General features: G+C 68.3%; 16 protein-coding genes. 9 read left to right on the plus strand and 7 right to left on the minus strand.

Annotated elements, in window-relative coordinates; translation table 11 throughout:
• The first annotated feature begins 2 nt into the window (after positions 1-2).
• A complete protein-coding gene (locus FDZ84_RS29995; RefSeq protein WP_168588606.1) occupies positions 3-944 on the plus strand; it encodes a LysR family transcriptional regulator in 942 nt (313 codons plus the stop codon).
• Between the two features lie 156 nt (positions 945-1100).
• On the opposite strand, the gene FDZ84_RS30000 is transcribed toward FDZ84_RS29995, so the two are convergent.
• Both FDZ84_RS30000 and FDZ84_RS30005 read right to left on the minus strand, forming a co-directional pair.
• Complete coding sequence (locus tag FDZ84_RS30000) at positions 1101-2111, minus strand: DUF1015 family protein (protein ID WP_168588607.1); 1011 nt, start codon at positions 2109-2111, stop codon at positions 1101-1103.
• Positions 2108-3118: an NAD(P)-dependent oxidoreductase gene (locus FDZ84_RS30005; RefSeq protein WP_168588608.1), complete on the minus strand. Its 1011-nt coding sequence runs from the start codon at positions 3116-3118 to the stop codon at positions 2108-2110. The genes FDZ84_RS30000 and FDZ84_RS30005 overlap by 4 nt, the downstream gene beginning before the upstream one ends.
• 259 nt (positions 3119-3377) lie before the next feature.
• Here FDZ84_RS30005 and FDZ84_RS39560 point away from each other — a divergent pair, with 259 nt between their 5' ends.
• The 4 genes from FDZ84_RS39560 (at position 3378) to FDZ84_RS30025 (ending at position 5449) form a co-directional block, all read left to right on the plus strand.
• Positions 3378-3623, plus strand: coding sequence for an SHOCT domain-containing protein (locus FDZ84_RS39560; protein ID WP_246868534.1), 246 nt, complete (start codon positions 3378-3380; stop codon positions 3621-3623).
• 181 nt (positions 3624-3804) lie between these two features.
• Complete coding sequence (locus FDZ84_RS30015) at positions 3805-4425, plus strand: L-threonylcarbamoyladenylate synthase (RefSeq protein WP_168588609.1); 621 nt, start codon at positions 3805-3807, stop codon at positions 4423-4425.
• Between the two features lie 97 nt (positions 4426-4522).
• Positions 4523-4744: a hypothetical protein gene (locus FDZ84_RS30020; protein WP_246868535.1), complete on the plus strand. Its 222-nt coding sequence runs from the start codon at positions 4523-4525 to the stop codon at positions 4742-4744.
• A 501-nt stretch (positions 4745-5245) separates the two neighbouring features.
• Positions 5246-5449: a cold-shock protein gene (locus FDZ84_RS30025; protein ID WP_168588610.1), complete on the plus strand. Its 204-nt coding sequence runs from the start codon at positions 5246-5248 to the stop codon at positions 5447-5449.
• Positions 5450-5543: 94 nt separating this feature from the next.
• Here FDZ84_RS30025 and FDZ84_RS30030 read toward each other — a convergent pair whose 3' ends face one another.
• Complete coding sequence (locus FDZ84_RS30030; protein WP_168588611.1) at positions 5544-6185, minus strand: MFS transporter; 642 nt, start codon at positions 6183-6185, stop codon at positions 5544-5546.
• A 296-nt stretch (positions 6186-6481) separates the two neighbouring features.
• Here FDZ84_RS30030 and FDZ84_RS30035 point away from each other — a divergent pair, with 296 nt between their 5' ends.
• The 3 genes from FDZ84_RS30035 to FDZ84_RS30045 all read left to right on the plus strand — a co-directional run bounded on the left by FDZ84_RS30035 (position 6482) and on the right by FDZ84_RS30045 (position 10786).
• On the plus strand, positions 6482-7471 hold the full coding sequence (locus FDZ84_RS30035; protein ID WP_246869252.1) for an acyl-CoA desaturase: 990 nt from the start codon (positions 6482-6484) through the stop codon (positions 7469-7471).
• A 53-nt stretch (positions 7472-7524) separates the two neighbouring features.
• On the plus strand, positions 7525-8568 hold the full coding sequence (locus FDZ84_RS30040; protein ID WP_168588613.1) for a glucose 1-dehydrogenase: 1044 nt from the start codon (positions 7525-7527) through the stop codon (positions 8566-8568).
• 103 nt (positions 8569-8671) lie between these two features.
• Positions 8672-10786: a bifunctional diguanylate cyclase/phosphodiesterase gene (locus tag FDZ84_RS30045; RefSeq protein WP_168588614.1), complete on the plus strand. Its 2115-nt coding sequence runs from the start codon at positions 8672-8674 to the stop codon at positions 10784-10786.
• A 54-nt stretch (positions 10787-10840) separates the two neighbouring features.
• Here the strand turns inward: FDZ84_RS30045 and FDZ84_RS30050 are convergent, their stop codons facing one another.
• The 4 genes from FDZ84_RS30050 to FDZ84_RS30065 all read right to left on the minus strand — a co-directional run bounded on the left by FDZ84_RS30050 (position 10841) and on the right by FDZ84_RS30065 (position 13151).
• Positions 10841-11290, minus strand: a complete 450-nt coding sequence (locus FDZ84_RS30050; RefSeq protein ID WP_168588615.1) for an Hsp20/alpha crystallin family protein — start codon at positions 11288-11290, stop codon at positions 10841-10843.
• A 136-nt stretch (positions 11291-11426) separates the two neighbouring features.
• Positions 11427-11957, minus strand: coding sequence for a DUF5994 family protein (locus FDZ84_RS30055; RefSeq protein WP_168588616.1), 531 nt, complete (start codon positions 11955-11957; stop codon positions 11427-11429).
• A 251-nt stretch (positions 11958-12208) separates the two neighbouring features.
• The gene (locus FDZ84_RS30060; protein ID WP_168588617.1) at positions 12209-12931 is read right to left on the minus strand and encodes a DUF1990 family protein; all 723 of its coding nucleotides are present in this window, start codon (positions 12929-12931) and stop codon (positions 12209-12211) included.
• Positions 12903-13151: a hypothetical protein gene (locus FDZ84_RS30065; RefSeq protein WP_168588618.1), complete on the minus strand. Its 249-nt coding sequence runs from the start codon at positions 13149-13151 to the stop codon at positions 12903-12905. Before FDZ84_RS30065 ends, FDZ84_RS30060 begins: the two co-directional genes overlap by 29 nt.
• 85 nt (positions 13152-13236) lie before the next feature.
• On the opposite strand from FDZ84_RS30065, the gene FDZ84_RS30070 reads away from it, so the two are divergent.
• The gene (locus FDZ84_RS30070) at positions 13237-13983 is read left to right on the plus strand and encodes a DUF1990 family protein (RefSeq protein ID WP_246868536.1); all 747 of its coding nucleotides are present in this window, start codon (positions 13237-13239) and stop codon (positions 13981-13983) included.
• The last annotated feature ends 81 nt before the right edge of the window (positions 13984-14064 follow it).

The raw sequence follows: 14064 nt of genomic DNA on the forward strand, positions 1-14064 counted from the left end.
GCATGATTGACAGTCGGCTCCGGGTGCTGCAGCTCGTCGCCAAGCACGGCACCGTCACGGCTGCGGCTCGCGCGCTGCACTACACGCCTTCGGCCGTCTCGTACCAGCTCCGTCAGCTGTCGGCCGAGCTCGGCGTGGAGCTGGTGGTGCCGCAGGGTCGCAGGATTCGGCTGACGTCCGCCGCCCGGGCGCTGCTGGACCACGCCGCGCTGCTCTTCGCGCAGTGGGAGCGCGCCCAAGCCGATCTGGCGGCAGTCGCCGACGAGCCCGGCGGATCGTTCACGCTGTGCGGTTTCTCCACCGCTGCAACGCATCTGCTGCCACCTGCGGCCGCCGAACTGCGCGACAGCTGCCCGAACCTGCGCGTGCGGCTGATCGAAGCCGAGCCTGCCCGCTGCTTCGACCTGCTGCTCGCCGGCGATGCCGATCTCGCTCTGGTGGTCGTCACCGCCGACACCCCGCCGCTGTCGGACTCGCGCTTCGACCAGCTGCCGCTGCTCGACGACCCGCTCGACCTGGTCACGCCCGCGGGTCACCCGTTGGCGGCTCGCCCGGTTGTGACGTTGGCCGACGCCGCGAACGAGTCGTGGATCGTGGGCCGCCCGGACAGCACCTACCACCACCTGGTGATCATCGCGTGCATGGCGGCGGGCTTCAGCCCGGACATCGCACATTACGCGGACGAATGGGACACCGGCACTGCCATGGTCGCCCACGGCTTCGGCGTCATCCTGGTGCCCCGGCTGGCCCGGCTGCACCGCGATTGGCCGGTCGCGCGCATCCGCCTGCACGGGGAGCCGGCCCCTGCCCGCCGGATCCTCGCCGTCACCCGGTCGGGCGGCCGGGACAACCCCACGATCGCCCGTGCGCACGAGGCGATCACCAAGACCGCGGCCGGGATTCTGCCCGTCGTCCCGGCGGCGGAGGCGAACTCGCCGCTTTGACGGCGAGGCGGGGGTCCCGGAGCTCATGCCCACGATCACTCGTAGGGGTGGCCATCGACGCCGGCCGACGCGTGATCGTAGTGCCGTTTCCGCCGCAGGTGTAGGGGTGTTCCGGCTCGTCTCGCCAGGTTCACCACCCGCTTCGCACGCGCCTGGTCAGGTGAGCGGGCGGAGGAACAGGTCCGGGGCGGGTTTCGGGTCGAACCAGGTGGACTTCGGCGGCATCGGCCGGCCCGCGTCCGAGGTCGCCATCACCTGGTCGACCGTCGGTGGGTGCGGGATCAGCCGGAGCGCGTTCTCGTTGCTGCACCAGCAGGTTTCCACGGCGTGGTGCAAGTGCGGCATCGCCTCGATCTGGTGGTCCACGAGGTCGTGCAGCTTCGGCAGGAGGTCTTGCTCGACGGCGAAGGCGTCGAGGACTCCCGCGGTGCGCAGCCGCAGCCGGTACCACCGGTCGCCGAGACCGACCGCCACCACGCCGGATTCCGTCTGCGCTGCAGGGGATTCCTCGATCCGCTCGGTCAGCGGGTGGTCGGCGAGGCGATCCAGCACATCCCGGGTGGACGTGCCCGGCGTCAGCGCGAAACAGCGGTGGTACCCCAGGATGCGCATCTCGTCGCTGGGGAACAGCGCAGCGAGGGTGAAGGCGCTGGGGTGGTCGGGACCGAGGTGGCCGTGCCGTGCGGCGTAGCGTTCTGCGGCCAGCATCCGGTGGTGGCCGTCGGCGATGTAGAGGTCGCCGATGCGGCCGATCTCATCGCACAGCGCCCGCGCGCAGGTCTCGTCGCGCCGGACCCAGACGGTGTGGGTGACGCCGCCGCCGGTCAGGCACGCGGTGGGAACATCGGCGGTGATCTCGGCGATCCGGGCGTGCAGATGTCCTCTGTGGACCAGCATCACGGGCATCCGCTCGATCCCCGTGGTCTCGGTCTGCTCGTCGAGTTCCCGCACGCGGGACGGTTGGGCTGCTTCGTGGCGGCGGATCCGGCCCTGCCGGTAGTCGTCGATCGAGACCTCGACCACGACCCCGGTCTGCCGGTGCCGATCGGTCTCCAACCGGTACACCACGACCGCCGGTTCGGACAGCGTGCTCCCGTGCAACAGTACGCGCGGCGGCCGTGCGGTGATCCCGGTGGTCTCCGATGCGCCCTGCCGGGTGGTGCTCATGAGCCGTCGCCGAAATGCGTTGCGGGCTGCGGGGAACGCACGTAGTCGAGGTTCACGCAGTGCAGCACCGTGCCCGAGGCGAAGGCCTCCACCATCCGCACCACTTCCGCGGCGATTGCCTGTTGCGCCTGCTCGGTGGAGGCCCCGATGTGATGGGTGCCGTAGACGTTCGGGTGCTTGGCGAGCCTGGACTCGAGGTGCCCCGTGCTCGTCGCGGGCTCGTCCGCGTAGACGTCGAGACCGGCGCGGATGTCCTTGTCCTCCATGGCTTCGATGAGCGCGTCCTCGTCGACGAGATCGCCGCGGGAGGTGTTCAGGATGATCGTGCCCGGCCGCACCTGGGCGAGCAGCCCGGCGTCGATCAGGTGCCGGGTGTCGTCGGTCGCAGGCACGTGCAGCGAAAGGACGTCGCAGGTCCGCGCGAGGGTGTGCAGGTCGTCGACGAAGTGCACGCCGATCGAACTGGCGCGGTCCAGGGTCTCCTGCGAGCGCCCGGGTTTGGCCACGGCGTGCACCTCCATCCCGAATGCGGCCGCGCGTTCGGCGAACGCCAGCCCGATCTGGCCCAGTCCGATGACGCCGACCCGGCGGCCGAGGATTCCCCGTGCGCGCGAGTACCGCTTCTTGTCCCAGCGCCCCGCCCGCAGGTCTGCGACGTTGTCGCAGATGCTGCGATCCAACGCGAGCAGCAGGGCGAAGGCGAGCTCGGCCACCGCGACGGCGTTGCGCCCGGGCACGTTGCACACGTGGATCCCGAGCCTGGACGCGGCCTCGCAGTCGATCGTGTTGGTGCCGGATCCGGCCCTGATGACCAGCCGCAGCGCGTCGGCGCCGTCGAGCGCAGAGGCGGGGACACGGGTGCTGCGGACCACCAGTGCCTCGCATCCGGTGAGCCGCTCGGCGAGCTGATCGGTCGTGGCGTCCGGCCGGTAGTCGCAGTCGTGGCCCAGTTCGGTCAGCTCGGCCAGGTGAGCAGCGGGGAAGGCATCGGCGAGCAGGATCCTCATCGGTAACTCCCAACCAGCTGGCGTCCCGGAACTGTTGCTCATTGCGCACCGTGCTGCGTATGGCGCAATGGTGGCGGTCGGGCCGGAGTGCAGTCAACACCCGACCGAAGGCGTCGTGCCGCGGTGATGCGCACGTAGTCCTGCGTACGCGCACTACGTCGAGCGCGGTAGACCAATTGCCGCTCGCCGACCGACGACATCCGGGGGCGCCGAACCGAAGCTTGAGCAGCAAGTGGATCCGGTTTCGGAGGTGGTAGTGATGTTGACCGAGTTCTTGGCGCAGTGGGGCCCCGGCTGGCACGGAGCGCACGGCGGCCCGGGTTGGATCTTCGGGTTGTTCTTCCTGCTGTTGATCGTCGCCCTGATCGCCACGGTGATCTGGCTGGCGGTTCGCGGCCGGCACCGCTCCGGTGTCGAGCGGGCGAAGGAGATCTTGTCCGAGCGCTTCGCCCGGGGCGAGATCAGCTCCGACGAGTACCGCGAGCGACTCAATGAGCTGGGCTGATCCCGAGGGCCGCCGGAAGTGGTTTCCGGCGGCCGAGCGCATTGCCGGCCAAGGGGATTCAGGGCGGACTGGACGCGATCGGCGGCCGGTCGGCGAACCACATCGACGTCGCATTCCCGCCGGTCGATCGAATCCGCCATGCCGGTGGTCCCCGGCTCGCGGGTGATCCTAAGCTCGGTGCATGGCGAAGTACTTCGACGTGCATCCGGAGAACCCGCAGCGGCGCGCGATCAACCAGGTGGTGGACATCGTCCGCGACAACGGGCTCATCGCGTACCCGACGGACTCGTGCTTCGCGCTCGGTGCCCAGCTGGGCAACAAGGACGGCATAGACCGGATCCGGTCCGTCCGGCACCTCGACGACCGCCACCACTTCACCCTGGTGTGCCAGAACTTCGCGCAGCTGGGGCAGTTCGTGATCATCAGCAACGCGGTGTTCCGAGCGATCAAGGCGTCGACGCCGGGCAGCTACACATTCATCCTGCCCGCCACCAAGGAAGTGCCGCGCCGGTTGATGCACCCGAAGAAGAAGACCGTGGGCGTGCGCATCCCGGACCACGTCGTCGTGCAGGCGCTGCTGGCCGAGCTCGGCGAGCCGATGCTGTCCAGCACGCTGCTGTTGCCCGGCGAGGAGGAGCCGATGACACAGGGCTGGCAGATCAAGGACGAGCTCGACCACGTCCTGGACGCTGTGATCGACTCCGGCGAATGCGGCACCGAGCCCACCACCGTCATCGACTTCTCCGGCCCCGAGCCGGAGATCATCCGCCGCGGTGCGGGCGACACCTCTCGCTTCGAGTAACGCCCCGAACACCACGAGTGCACGGCTCCCGCCATCCGATGGGAGCCGTTTTTCATTGCTCTGACCAGCCCAGGCCGCCCCCGATGCGGTGCGCCTGGTGCTGCGGGTGATCAACTACACCGGCGGGGACACCTGGGCGCCGATGCTGCGCTGCGTGAAGCTCGGCGGCAAGATCCTGGTCTGCGGCGCGACGGCGGGCTACGACCCGACCGAGGACCTGCGCTACATCTGGAGCTTCGAGATCCAGGTGATCGGCTCCAAGGGCTTCACCGACGACGACTTCCGCGCGCTGCTGGCCGGGGTCGCGGCCGGCGACTAGGAGCCGCTGATCGACCAGGTGCTGCCGCTGTCGCGGGCCCGCGAGGGCCTGGCCCGTCGAGAAGGCCCCGAACCTGGACGAGCTCTTCTGGTCCGGGCCCAGCAACTGACCCCGCCGGATTCACCGGTTGAAGTGCACCTTCGAGCGAAAGATTCGCCCGGCGTGTGCCCTTCCCCTTTTCTCCGGAGCCCATCACGCAACACGCGAAAAACTTGAAACACGCGAAACACCGGAACCTGCGGCGGTCCCGGCGCCGGTGGCGAAGTTCCCTCAATCGTGCGACACGCCGGGCGATCCAGCACGACATGATCGCCGCCGACCGTGTAGTGTCTACGACGGTCGTATTTTTCTGGGGTCGTGTTCGCGCGCACTCGCAGGATGGTGATGCGAGCGTGCTGCTATCTGGTTGTAGCTGGAGAAGTCGCCGTTCGAGATCCGCGACCCAGGCGGTCACGCAGTGTGAGTGCCTGTAGTAGTACCGGCTCCCAGAAGGAGAGAGACATGGCACAGGGAACCGTGAAGTGGTTCAACTCGGAAAAGGGCTTCGGCTTCATCGCGCCTGACGACGGTGGCGCGGACGTCTTCGTCCACTACTCGGCGATCGACGCTCGCGGTTTCCGCAGCCTCGACGAGGACCAGAAGGTCACCTACGAGGTCACCCAGGGCCCGAAGGGCCCGCAGGCCAGCGACGTCCGACTCGTCTGAGTTTCGGGTTGCCCGGCCGGTACCGGGATCCCGGGCCGGCCCCTAAGCTCGCGAAGGCCCCGCACCCCACCAGGTGCGGGGCCTTCGCCCGTGTTCAGGCGCGTCGGCGGCGGAGCAGGCCGAACAGCGAGGCGGCGAGCAGCGCGCCCGCGATGATCGCGATCGCCAGGCCCATCCGATGCAGGCTGGCATCGTCGGCGTGCCCGCCGATCACCAGCGCCAGGAGCGCGGCGGCGAGGTTCGCGCCGACGTACTGCGAGGTGCGGTAGAGCCCGGATGCCGCGCCCATGCGCTCGGCCGGGGCGGCGGCGTACATCGCGCCCTGGTTGCCCATGTTGTTGAACCCGTTGGGCAACCCCAGCATCGCGGAGACCACGAGCAGCAGCAGCGTCGGCGAGCCGGCATCCGGCACCGTCAGCAGCAGCCCGCCGACGCATAGCGCGGCCGTCCCGACGAGCAACGCCGCTCGCGGCCCGTGCTTGCGCTGCAGCCGGGTGGCCAGCAGCGTCGACACCGCGCCGACGGCCGCGATCGGCAGCACCACCAGGCCGGTTCCGACCGGTCCCAGCCCCCTAGCGTCCTCCAGCCACTGTGGCAGACCGTAGAAGACGCAGTAGAAGGCCGTGTAGGTCCCCAGTGCACGCTCCTGTCCTCTGCTGTTCCCGAGCGTAGTTCGGCACGCTGGTGGTTGCCCTTCGCCGAGCAACGGCATTACTCGAGTGACGGCCGCGCGCATGGGTACTCGTGTGGTGACGGACTCGGCGACGTCGCCAGTGCGGGGGCAGGGGCATGATGTGCCTGCGGCAACTCCGTGTTGGGTTTAGGCTCCCGAGCGCACCCAGGAAGGCGGGTGTCGATCGGTCGTAAGGGGGGCGGGCGATCATGACTTCCGATGCGCCGCCCACTGGTGGTGGTAGGCGGTCGTCGCGGCAAAACTCGCGGGGGGATGTCGGGACTTCGGGTGAACACCGCCGGACGGCGGGGTGCCCGGTCGGTGACGGGAGCGCAGGGCGAGGTAGTGATTTCGCCGAGCTGGCTCGGTTGATCAAGCAACGCGGCCTGCTGGATCATCGTCGCGCCTACTACGCGGCGAAGATGGCCATCAACGGAGGGTTGCTCGCGGCCGCCGGCGCAGCGTTCATCGTGCTTGGCGACTCCTGGTGGCAGGTGTTCACGGCAATGGCGTTCGCGGGAGCGTTCGCCCAACTCGCTTTCATCGGACATGATGCCGGGCACCGCCAGATCTTCCGCACGCGCCGGGCGAACGATCTGGTAGGGCATGTTCACGGGTGTCTCACCGGGATCAGCTATGGCTGGTGGGTCGGCAAGCACCGGCGTCACCACGCCAACCCGAATCATGAGGACGCTGATCCCGATATCGAGATCCGGGTTCTGGCGTTCACCACCGAGCAGGCCCGCGCCAAGCGCGGCATCGTCCGGTGGATGGCGAAGTACCAGGCTTTCCTGTTTTTCCCGCTGCTGACGGTTGAGGGGATCGGCCTGCACGTCCGCAGCATCCAGGCCGTGCTGCGGCGGGAGGTGAAAGCGCACCGGGTGGAAACCGTGCTGCTCGCCGCGCACGTGGTGGGTTATCTGGTGGTGGTGTTGCTGGTGTTGTCGCCGCTGAAGGCGGTGGTGTTCATCGCGGTGCACCAGGGTTTGTGGGGCGTGTACATGGGGTGCGCGTTCGCGCCCAACCACAAGGGCATGCCGACCCTGTCCGAGGGAGACAGGCTGGACTACCTGCGCAAGCAGGTGCTCACCTCCCGCAACGTTCGCGGGAGCCGGTTCGTGGATTTCCTGCTCGGAGGTTTGAACTACCAGATCGAACATCACCTTTTCCCGAGCATGCCCCGGCCGAACCTGCGACATGCCCAGCGGCTGGTGCGCCGGTTCTGCACCAGTCGCGGAGTTTCGTACAGCCAGTGCGAATTGCTCAGCTCCTACGCCCAGGTGCTGCGGCACCTGCACGCGGTCGGCATGCCGTTGCGACACCCGTCCATCAGGGACAACACCTCGTAGCCGCGTTCTGGTCGTATGTCGGTGCGCACCCGACGGGACGGGAGGGTTTTCTGGTGAAGGCCGCCACCGTGGTTCCAGGCAGGCCGGAGTTGTCGGCGGTCACCGAACTGCCCGATCCCGTGCCGCAGCCAGGGGAGCTGCTGGTGCGTGGCCTGCTGGTGGGGTTCTGCGACATTGATCGTGATGTCACCGAACGCGCGCGTGGTCTTTTGCCGCCGGGGCGGGACCGGATGGTTCTCTTTCATGAATCTGTGGGTCGGGTGATCCACGCGCCCGCGGTCAGTGGTTTCTTGGAGGGCGACTACGTGGTGGGCGTCGTCCGGCGTCCGGACCCGCAGCCGTGCGAGGCGTGTACGGCCGGGCAGTGGGACTTCTGCCTCAACGGCGAGTACACCGAGCGCGGCATCAAGGAACTGGACGGATTCGGTGCTCAGCAATGGACGGTCGAGCCCCAGTTCGCGATCAAGGTCACCCCGGCGCTCGGTGATCTGGGGGTGCTGACCGAGCCTGCATCGGCGGTGGCCAAGGCGTGGGAGCAGGTCGACACGATCGGCAGACGAGCCTACTTCGCTCCCCGCCACGCGCTGGTGACCGGCGCCGGACCGATCGGCCTGCTCGGTGCGCTGCTGGGCGCGCAGCGCGGCCTGGACATGCACGTTCTCGACCACGCTACCGAGGGGCCGAAACCGGATCTGGTGCGCGCGCTGGGCGCCACCTATCACACGTCGCTGGACGATCTGGGCTGCGAACCGGATGTCGTGATCGAGGCGACCGGTTCTGGGAAGGTCGTGTTCGAGGTGCTGCGGCACACCGCGCGCAACTCCATCACGGTGCTGACCGGCAGCACGGGCCACCACCGCACCGTGCCCTTCCCAGCGGCGGCGATCGACGACGAGTTGATGCTGGACAACGACGTCGTTCTGAGCAGCGTGAACGCCAACCTGCGCCACTACAACCAGGCCGTGCAGGCGCTGGCCGGCGCGGACCGGAACTGGCTGGGGGCCCTGATCAGCCGCCGGATCCCGTTGGGCGACTGGGCCCAAGTCTTCGAGACGGGCCCCGAGGAGGTGAAGGCCGTCGTCGACCTCCAGGCCTGAGCTCGATGAGCCGACCCGGGGTGCTGCTCGACGGCAAGCTGTAGTCGTAGTCCGGCTGCGTCGGTGCGAAAATCAGGGTGAGGATCGAACGCATCGGGGCCCGATGGTCGAGGAACGTGATACCGAGTTCGTGACCCGGGGTGGGCACGGCGGGATTGCGCGGCTGCAGTCGAAGGCTGAGGCGCGCCTCGGTCTGCTGGCCGCGGGACTGCAGGAGTACGCGATCTTCGCGCTCGATGCGGCCGGTCGGGTGGATGGCTGGGATGACGGGGCAGAACGCATCATGGGCTATCGCAGCGAGGAGATCATCGGGAAGCACTTCTCGGTGTTCTCCCCGGCGGAACCGGGCGTCGCCGACCACGCGGAATGGCAGCTGGCTCAGGCCGCCGAGCTCGGCAGCCATGTGGACGAAGGCTGGCTCCTGCGCCGGGACGGCACCCGCTTCCGGGCCCACGTGGTGATCATCGCGCAGCGGTCGGCGGAGGGTGGCGTGCGAGGTTTCATCCAGGTCACCCGTGATGAGACCGAAGCCGGTGCCCGGCAGCAGCGGTCGAGCCGGCGGTTCACCGACCTGTTCGACCTGACCCCGGCCGGTATCGCCTTGTTCGATGCGTCCGAGCGCGTGCTGGATGCCAACGAGGCGCTGTGCGGCCTGTTGGGCTACCGGCTGCACGACCTGAATAACATGCCCGCCGCGGGCCTGCTGCACCCGGACGACCGGGGCGCAAGCCTCCTCGTGGACGCCGCGGCGATGGATGCACCGTTGAACCGGTCACGGGTGCACCAGCGGGTGCTGGTGCGTTCGGATGGCCAGGCCGTGCACTGCGACGTGCACAGCGCGGCGTCGGTGGCCGACGACGGAAGCCGGTTCTGGCTGGTGGTGTTCCAGGACATCACCGAGCGGCTGCGCCAGACTGAGGCGTTGCGCTACCAGGCCACCCACGACGATCTGACCGGATTGCTCAACCGCACGGGCCTCAACGAGCTGCTCGACAGCTTGCTGCACCGGGGCGCCGAACAGGTCGCCGTGCTGTTCTGCGACATCGACAACTTCAAGCGCGTCAACGACGCGCTGGGCCAGGAGGCCGGCGACGAACTGCTCACGGCGTTGGCGCGGCGTCTCGTGGACGGGCTGCCGCCCGGATGCACGCCGGCCCGGCTTTCCGGCGACAAGTACCTGATCATCTGCTCGGACGTCGACGCCGTGGGGAGCCTGGAAGCCTTCACGATGTGGGTGGCGGAGCTGCTGCGCACGAGCGTGCCCGTGCGCGGGCATCCCGTCGCCGTGTCGGCCTCGATCGGGGCCGCGATGCTCGACCGGGACACCGTCGGCGCGGATCTGCTGCGCTATGCCAACGCGGCGATGTTCCACGCGAAGAGCCGGGGACCCGGGCGGGTGTCGCTGGCCACCCCCACCATGATCGCCACGGTGGAGGAGCAACTGGGCCTCGAAGAGCAACTCCGCGCAGCTATGGAGACCGACTCCCTCGTCCTGCACTACCAGCCGATCCTGGCCGGTGATCGTTCCGTCGCGATGGCCGAGGCGCTGGTGCGCTGGCCGCATCCCGACCGCGGCCTGCTCTCACCGGAGGTGATCCTGCGCGTGGCCGAACAAGGCAACCTGCTGCGCGGACTGGACCGGTGGGTGCTGCGCACCGCCTTGCGCGAGGCGGCCAGCTGGCCCGTCCGGAATGGACACCCGGTGGCCGTCGCGGTCAACCTGGTCGATCTGCTGCCCCACGACCCGGAATTCGTCGATGAGATCACCGCGATCATCACCGAAAGCGGCATCGACTCGCACCGCGTGGTTCTGGAAATCGTGGAAACGTCCTTGATCGACCTGCCCGCGCGCCCCCGCGAAGCGATGATCGAGCTCGCCGAACGCGGAGTGCGCTTCGCCCTGGACGACTTCGGCACCGGCTACTCCTCGCTGGCCCGCCTCAAAGACCTTCCCACGCAGATCATCAAGCTGGACCGCCAGTTCGTCTCCGGTGTGGAAACCGACGTGGCCGACGTCGCCATCGCCCAAGCCATGACCGGCATGGGGCACGCGATGGGACGCAGCTGCGTCGCCGAAGGCGTCGAGAACATCGGCCAGTTCCAGGTCCTCAGCGACCTCGGAATCGATCTCTACCAAGGCTGGCTGTTCTCCCGCCCGCTCCCGACCGACCAGCTCCGCGCCTTCCTCGAAAATCCACCCGCCCGGGAACCGGAGTAGGAACGCGCCAGCCCTCCGGGCTGCATGAACGGCGGGCTGGAAGAGGTCGACTGTCTAATCGGGGTCCGTGGTGGGCCCGGAGATCATGCGGGCTTCGTCGCTTCGGGCGACGTTGATGCGGCGGGGTTTGGCCTGCTCGGCTACCGGGATGCGCAGGGTCAGCACCCCGTTGCGGTACTCGGCCTGGACGCGGTCGGCATCCAGCGCGGCGCCGAGTTGGAGTTGCCGGGCGAACGTGCCGGTGGGGCGCTCGGTGACCAGGTAGCTCACGTCCGAACTGCTGGACTCGGTCGCGCTGCGCTGCGCGCGCACGGTCAGCGTGTTGTGCTCAGCGGTGACCTCCAGCGACTCGGGGTCGATGCCAGGCAGGTCGAACTCGACGACGTATTCCTCGCCGCGGCGGTAGGCATCCATCGGCATGGGCTGCGGCGTGCGCGCCGCAGTCAACACCTCGTTGGCCAACCGGCTGATATCGCGGAACGGGTCGAACTGCAGCACCGGCATCGCACACACCTCCTTCCGAAGGCAAAACCTGGTGGGTTTGCCGTTCTCGCCTGCTGAGAAAGTTTTGGTCCGCGAGGCCCCCGTTCGGCGGCCGACCCGTGCCGACCGACGGCCGCAGACGACAACCCACCGCGGTCTATCGGACGGTGAATAGGTGGCCGCCGTCGGTCTCCCAGCGGGCTTCCGGCGACGCCTCGGTTGGCTGCGGGATGACCGCAGGAACGGAATTCGGGGCATCGGCGAGCAGATCGTGGGGTGTGGCGACGTTGTCCGGTTCGGACGCCCTCGTCAGCACCGCGTTCCCGCGAAGTTCGGTCGTGTCCGCGGGGATGACCAGCAGGACCATTCGGTGTCCGCTCGGGTCGGTCAGGCTGACCGTGTCTTGATCGAGCGTGTGGAAGCCTTCGAGGCGTACCTGGTGCCCCTCGACGCGGAGTTTCCGAGGGGCCGGCTCCCACGCGGCCAGGTTGTAGGCGAGCCGGGTCATCGGACCACGGGTGGCGGCGAGGGCGGTGAGCAGCGCGGTGAACTCCGTTGTCGGGTTCGCCGATCGCGGCCACCAAGCGCCGTCGACGAAACCTCGCGTGCCGGTTTCCGGCTTGACTGCGGCGCGGGCGCCTGCGGAGGTCGCTTGTGCGGTGCCCGGGTTTGGCTGGTTGGGTCCCATGGCGGAACTCCCTCCCGGCCGTTCGACGACCGGTACTGACCCCCGGGACTGTGGAAGCGGGACTGCTCACGTTGCCGAGAACCTCGTTGACCTCAGCCTACGCCTGAACGCGTGGAACAGAGAGGCTGTTCTGCGGGGCTTGGGCGCAGACCGGCCAGTGATCATCCGACCTGTCCAACTGGTAGCTACATATACAAGTCGGAACTCAACGGGATCTTCGCAATGCTGGACCGGTCGGGCAATTCGTATGTTCAGGTACCCGGATGGTGCCACCGTACGGTGAGCAGATCGCCAGCGGTGGGGTGGATGCCGGAGGGCGCAAGCACCAGGTCTCCCTCGTGCAGCGCGGTCGCCGGCGCGGTGGCGCCTGCGAGACGGTCTTGCACCAGCCTGCGCAGGCGTGCGCCGCACTGGCGGTAGAAGCGCAGCTGGATGCGGCGACCGAACAGCAACCAGCCCAGCCGGGTGATCGGGCCCAGGGCGGGCGAGCGTTGCGAGAAGCCGGTGATCACGAACTCGACCTCGCCGGACGCCAGGTCCTTGACTAGTTCGTAGCTCATCCTGCCGCGCTCGAGGTGGCCTTCGAGCGTCGCGTAAGCCCAGCCCCACACCTGCTGCGAGCCGCCACGCGTCTCGTCGACCACATGGGTCACACGCACGCCCATGTAGAAGCGCAACCCGTAGAAGCGCCCTTCGAGGAGCATGTCCCGCCCCAGCAGCGGGTTGCGGCCGTCGTAGACGGCACGGACGATCTCGGGCACCGAAAACTCGTAGTCCCGGACGAGTTGGCAGGCGATCTCCCAGGCGCCGCCGGGCTCCGGTGGGCCTGGTCGCTCGCGCGCGAGGTACTGGCGGTAGGTGTCGAAGTGCCATTCCGGCGGTTGGACTTGCTCAGCGGTGAAATTCACCTGGCGGTGCCGCAATTTCCCCAGAGCTGAGACGTAGTCAACGCCGCGGAGCAGTGGAGCGCGCATCGCGACTTCGTTCGAGTTCGTGCAGTGAAGCACCGATCAACCACAGCGTTGGTGGCCACAAACCGGTGAACAGGGCTCGGCGTTCGGCGTTGCCGCGCTGTTCCTCGTCGACGGTCTTGGCCCTGACCCACAGGCCCAAGCACAGCAGAACCGACCCCAGCGACAGCACCTGCAGATGGGTGCTGCGCAGCCCGACCTGGTGCAGTGCCCGAACGACCACTGGTCCTCCCCGTGTCATCGCTGGCGTTTCGGGGCATGACACGAGCATGCCCGGCCCGGGCGATCCGTGCGAAAGGAGTGCCGTTGTGGCGTCCAAGGTTTCTTTCGTCCGCCGCGCGCTCGCGGGGGCGCGTTTGCTGCTCGGCATGGCTTTGATCTCGTGGCGCTACCTGTGGCAGATCACGCCGCTGCACCGGAGCGAGGAGTGCGGAGATGAGTCGGACCTGCCCCCGGCGGTGCCCGATGACCTCATCGACGAGCGCTGCCAGCTGGTCGGTGACGGAACCGGCCAGCTGTTCCACCGCACCTTCAGCGTGCGGATCGAGGCCGGCGATCTCGACGCCCCCATGTTGATGGCGGTGGTCATGGCTGATCTCAACCGAGCCTTCCCGCGCGAGGTCGCGACGGTGCAGCGAACCCGAGGTAGGGAAGGTGGTCTGCGGGTCGGTGACGAGCTCGTGGTCCGGATGCCGGGGCCGTGGAACGCGCCGGTCCGGGTTGTGGCCTGCGAGGACGCTTCGTTTCGGATGGTGACGTTGCGGGGGCACCTGGAAGCCGGGCAGATCGAGTTCCGCGCCCGGCCGGAGGAAGATGCGGTTCGATTCGAGATCGAAGCCTGGGCGCGCCCCAGCACCCGGCTGGTGAATCTGCTCTACGCACGAGCGCGGCTGGCCAAGGAAATGCAACTCAACATGTGGGTGCGCTGCTGTCTGCGCGCCGCCGACCTTGCCCACGGCCGAGCACGCGGAGGCGTCCATATCCACACGCGCCGCACGACCACATGCGCCCAGGAACCGAGAACGGGTCCGGATTCAACGTCGACATGCCCCTGAGCCAGGGCTGCATCACAAAACGGAGCCGTTCAGCCGCACCAGCCCTGGATCGCGGTGCCGAACGGGCCGCGAGTCGTTTCG

Source organism: Saccharopolyspora sp. ASAGF58, assembly GCF_012277335.1.
Lineage (GTDB): Bacteria > Actinomycetota > Actinomycetes > Mycobacteriales > Pseudonocardiaceae > Saccharopolyspora > Saccharopolyspora hattusasensis.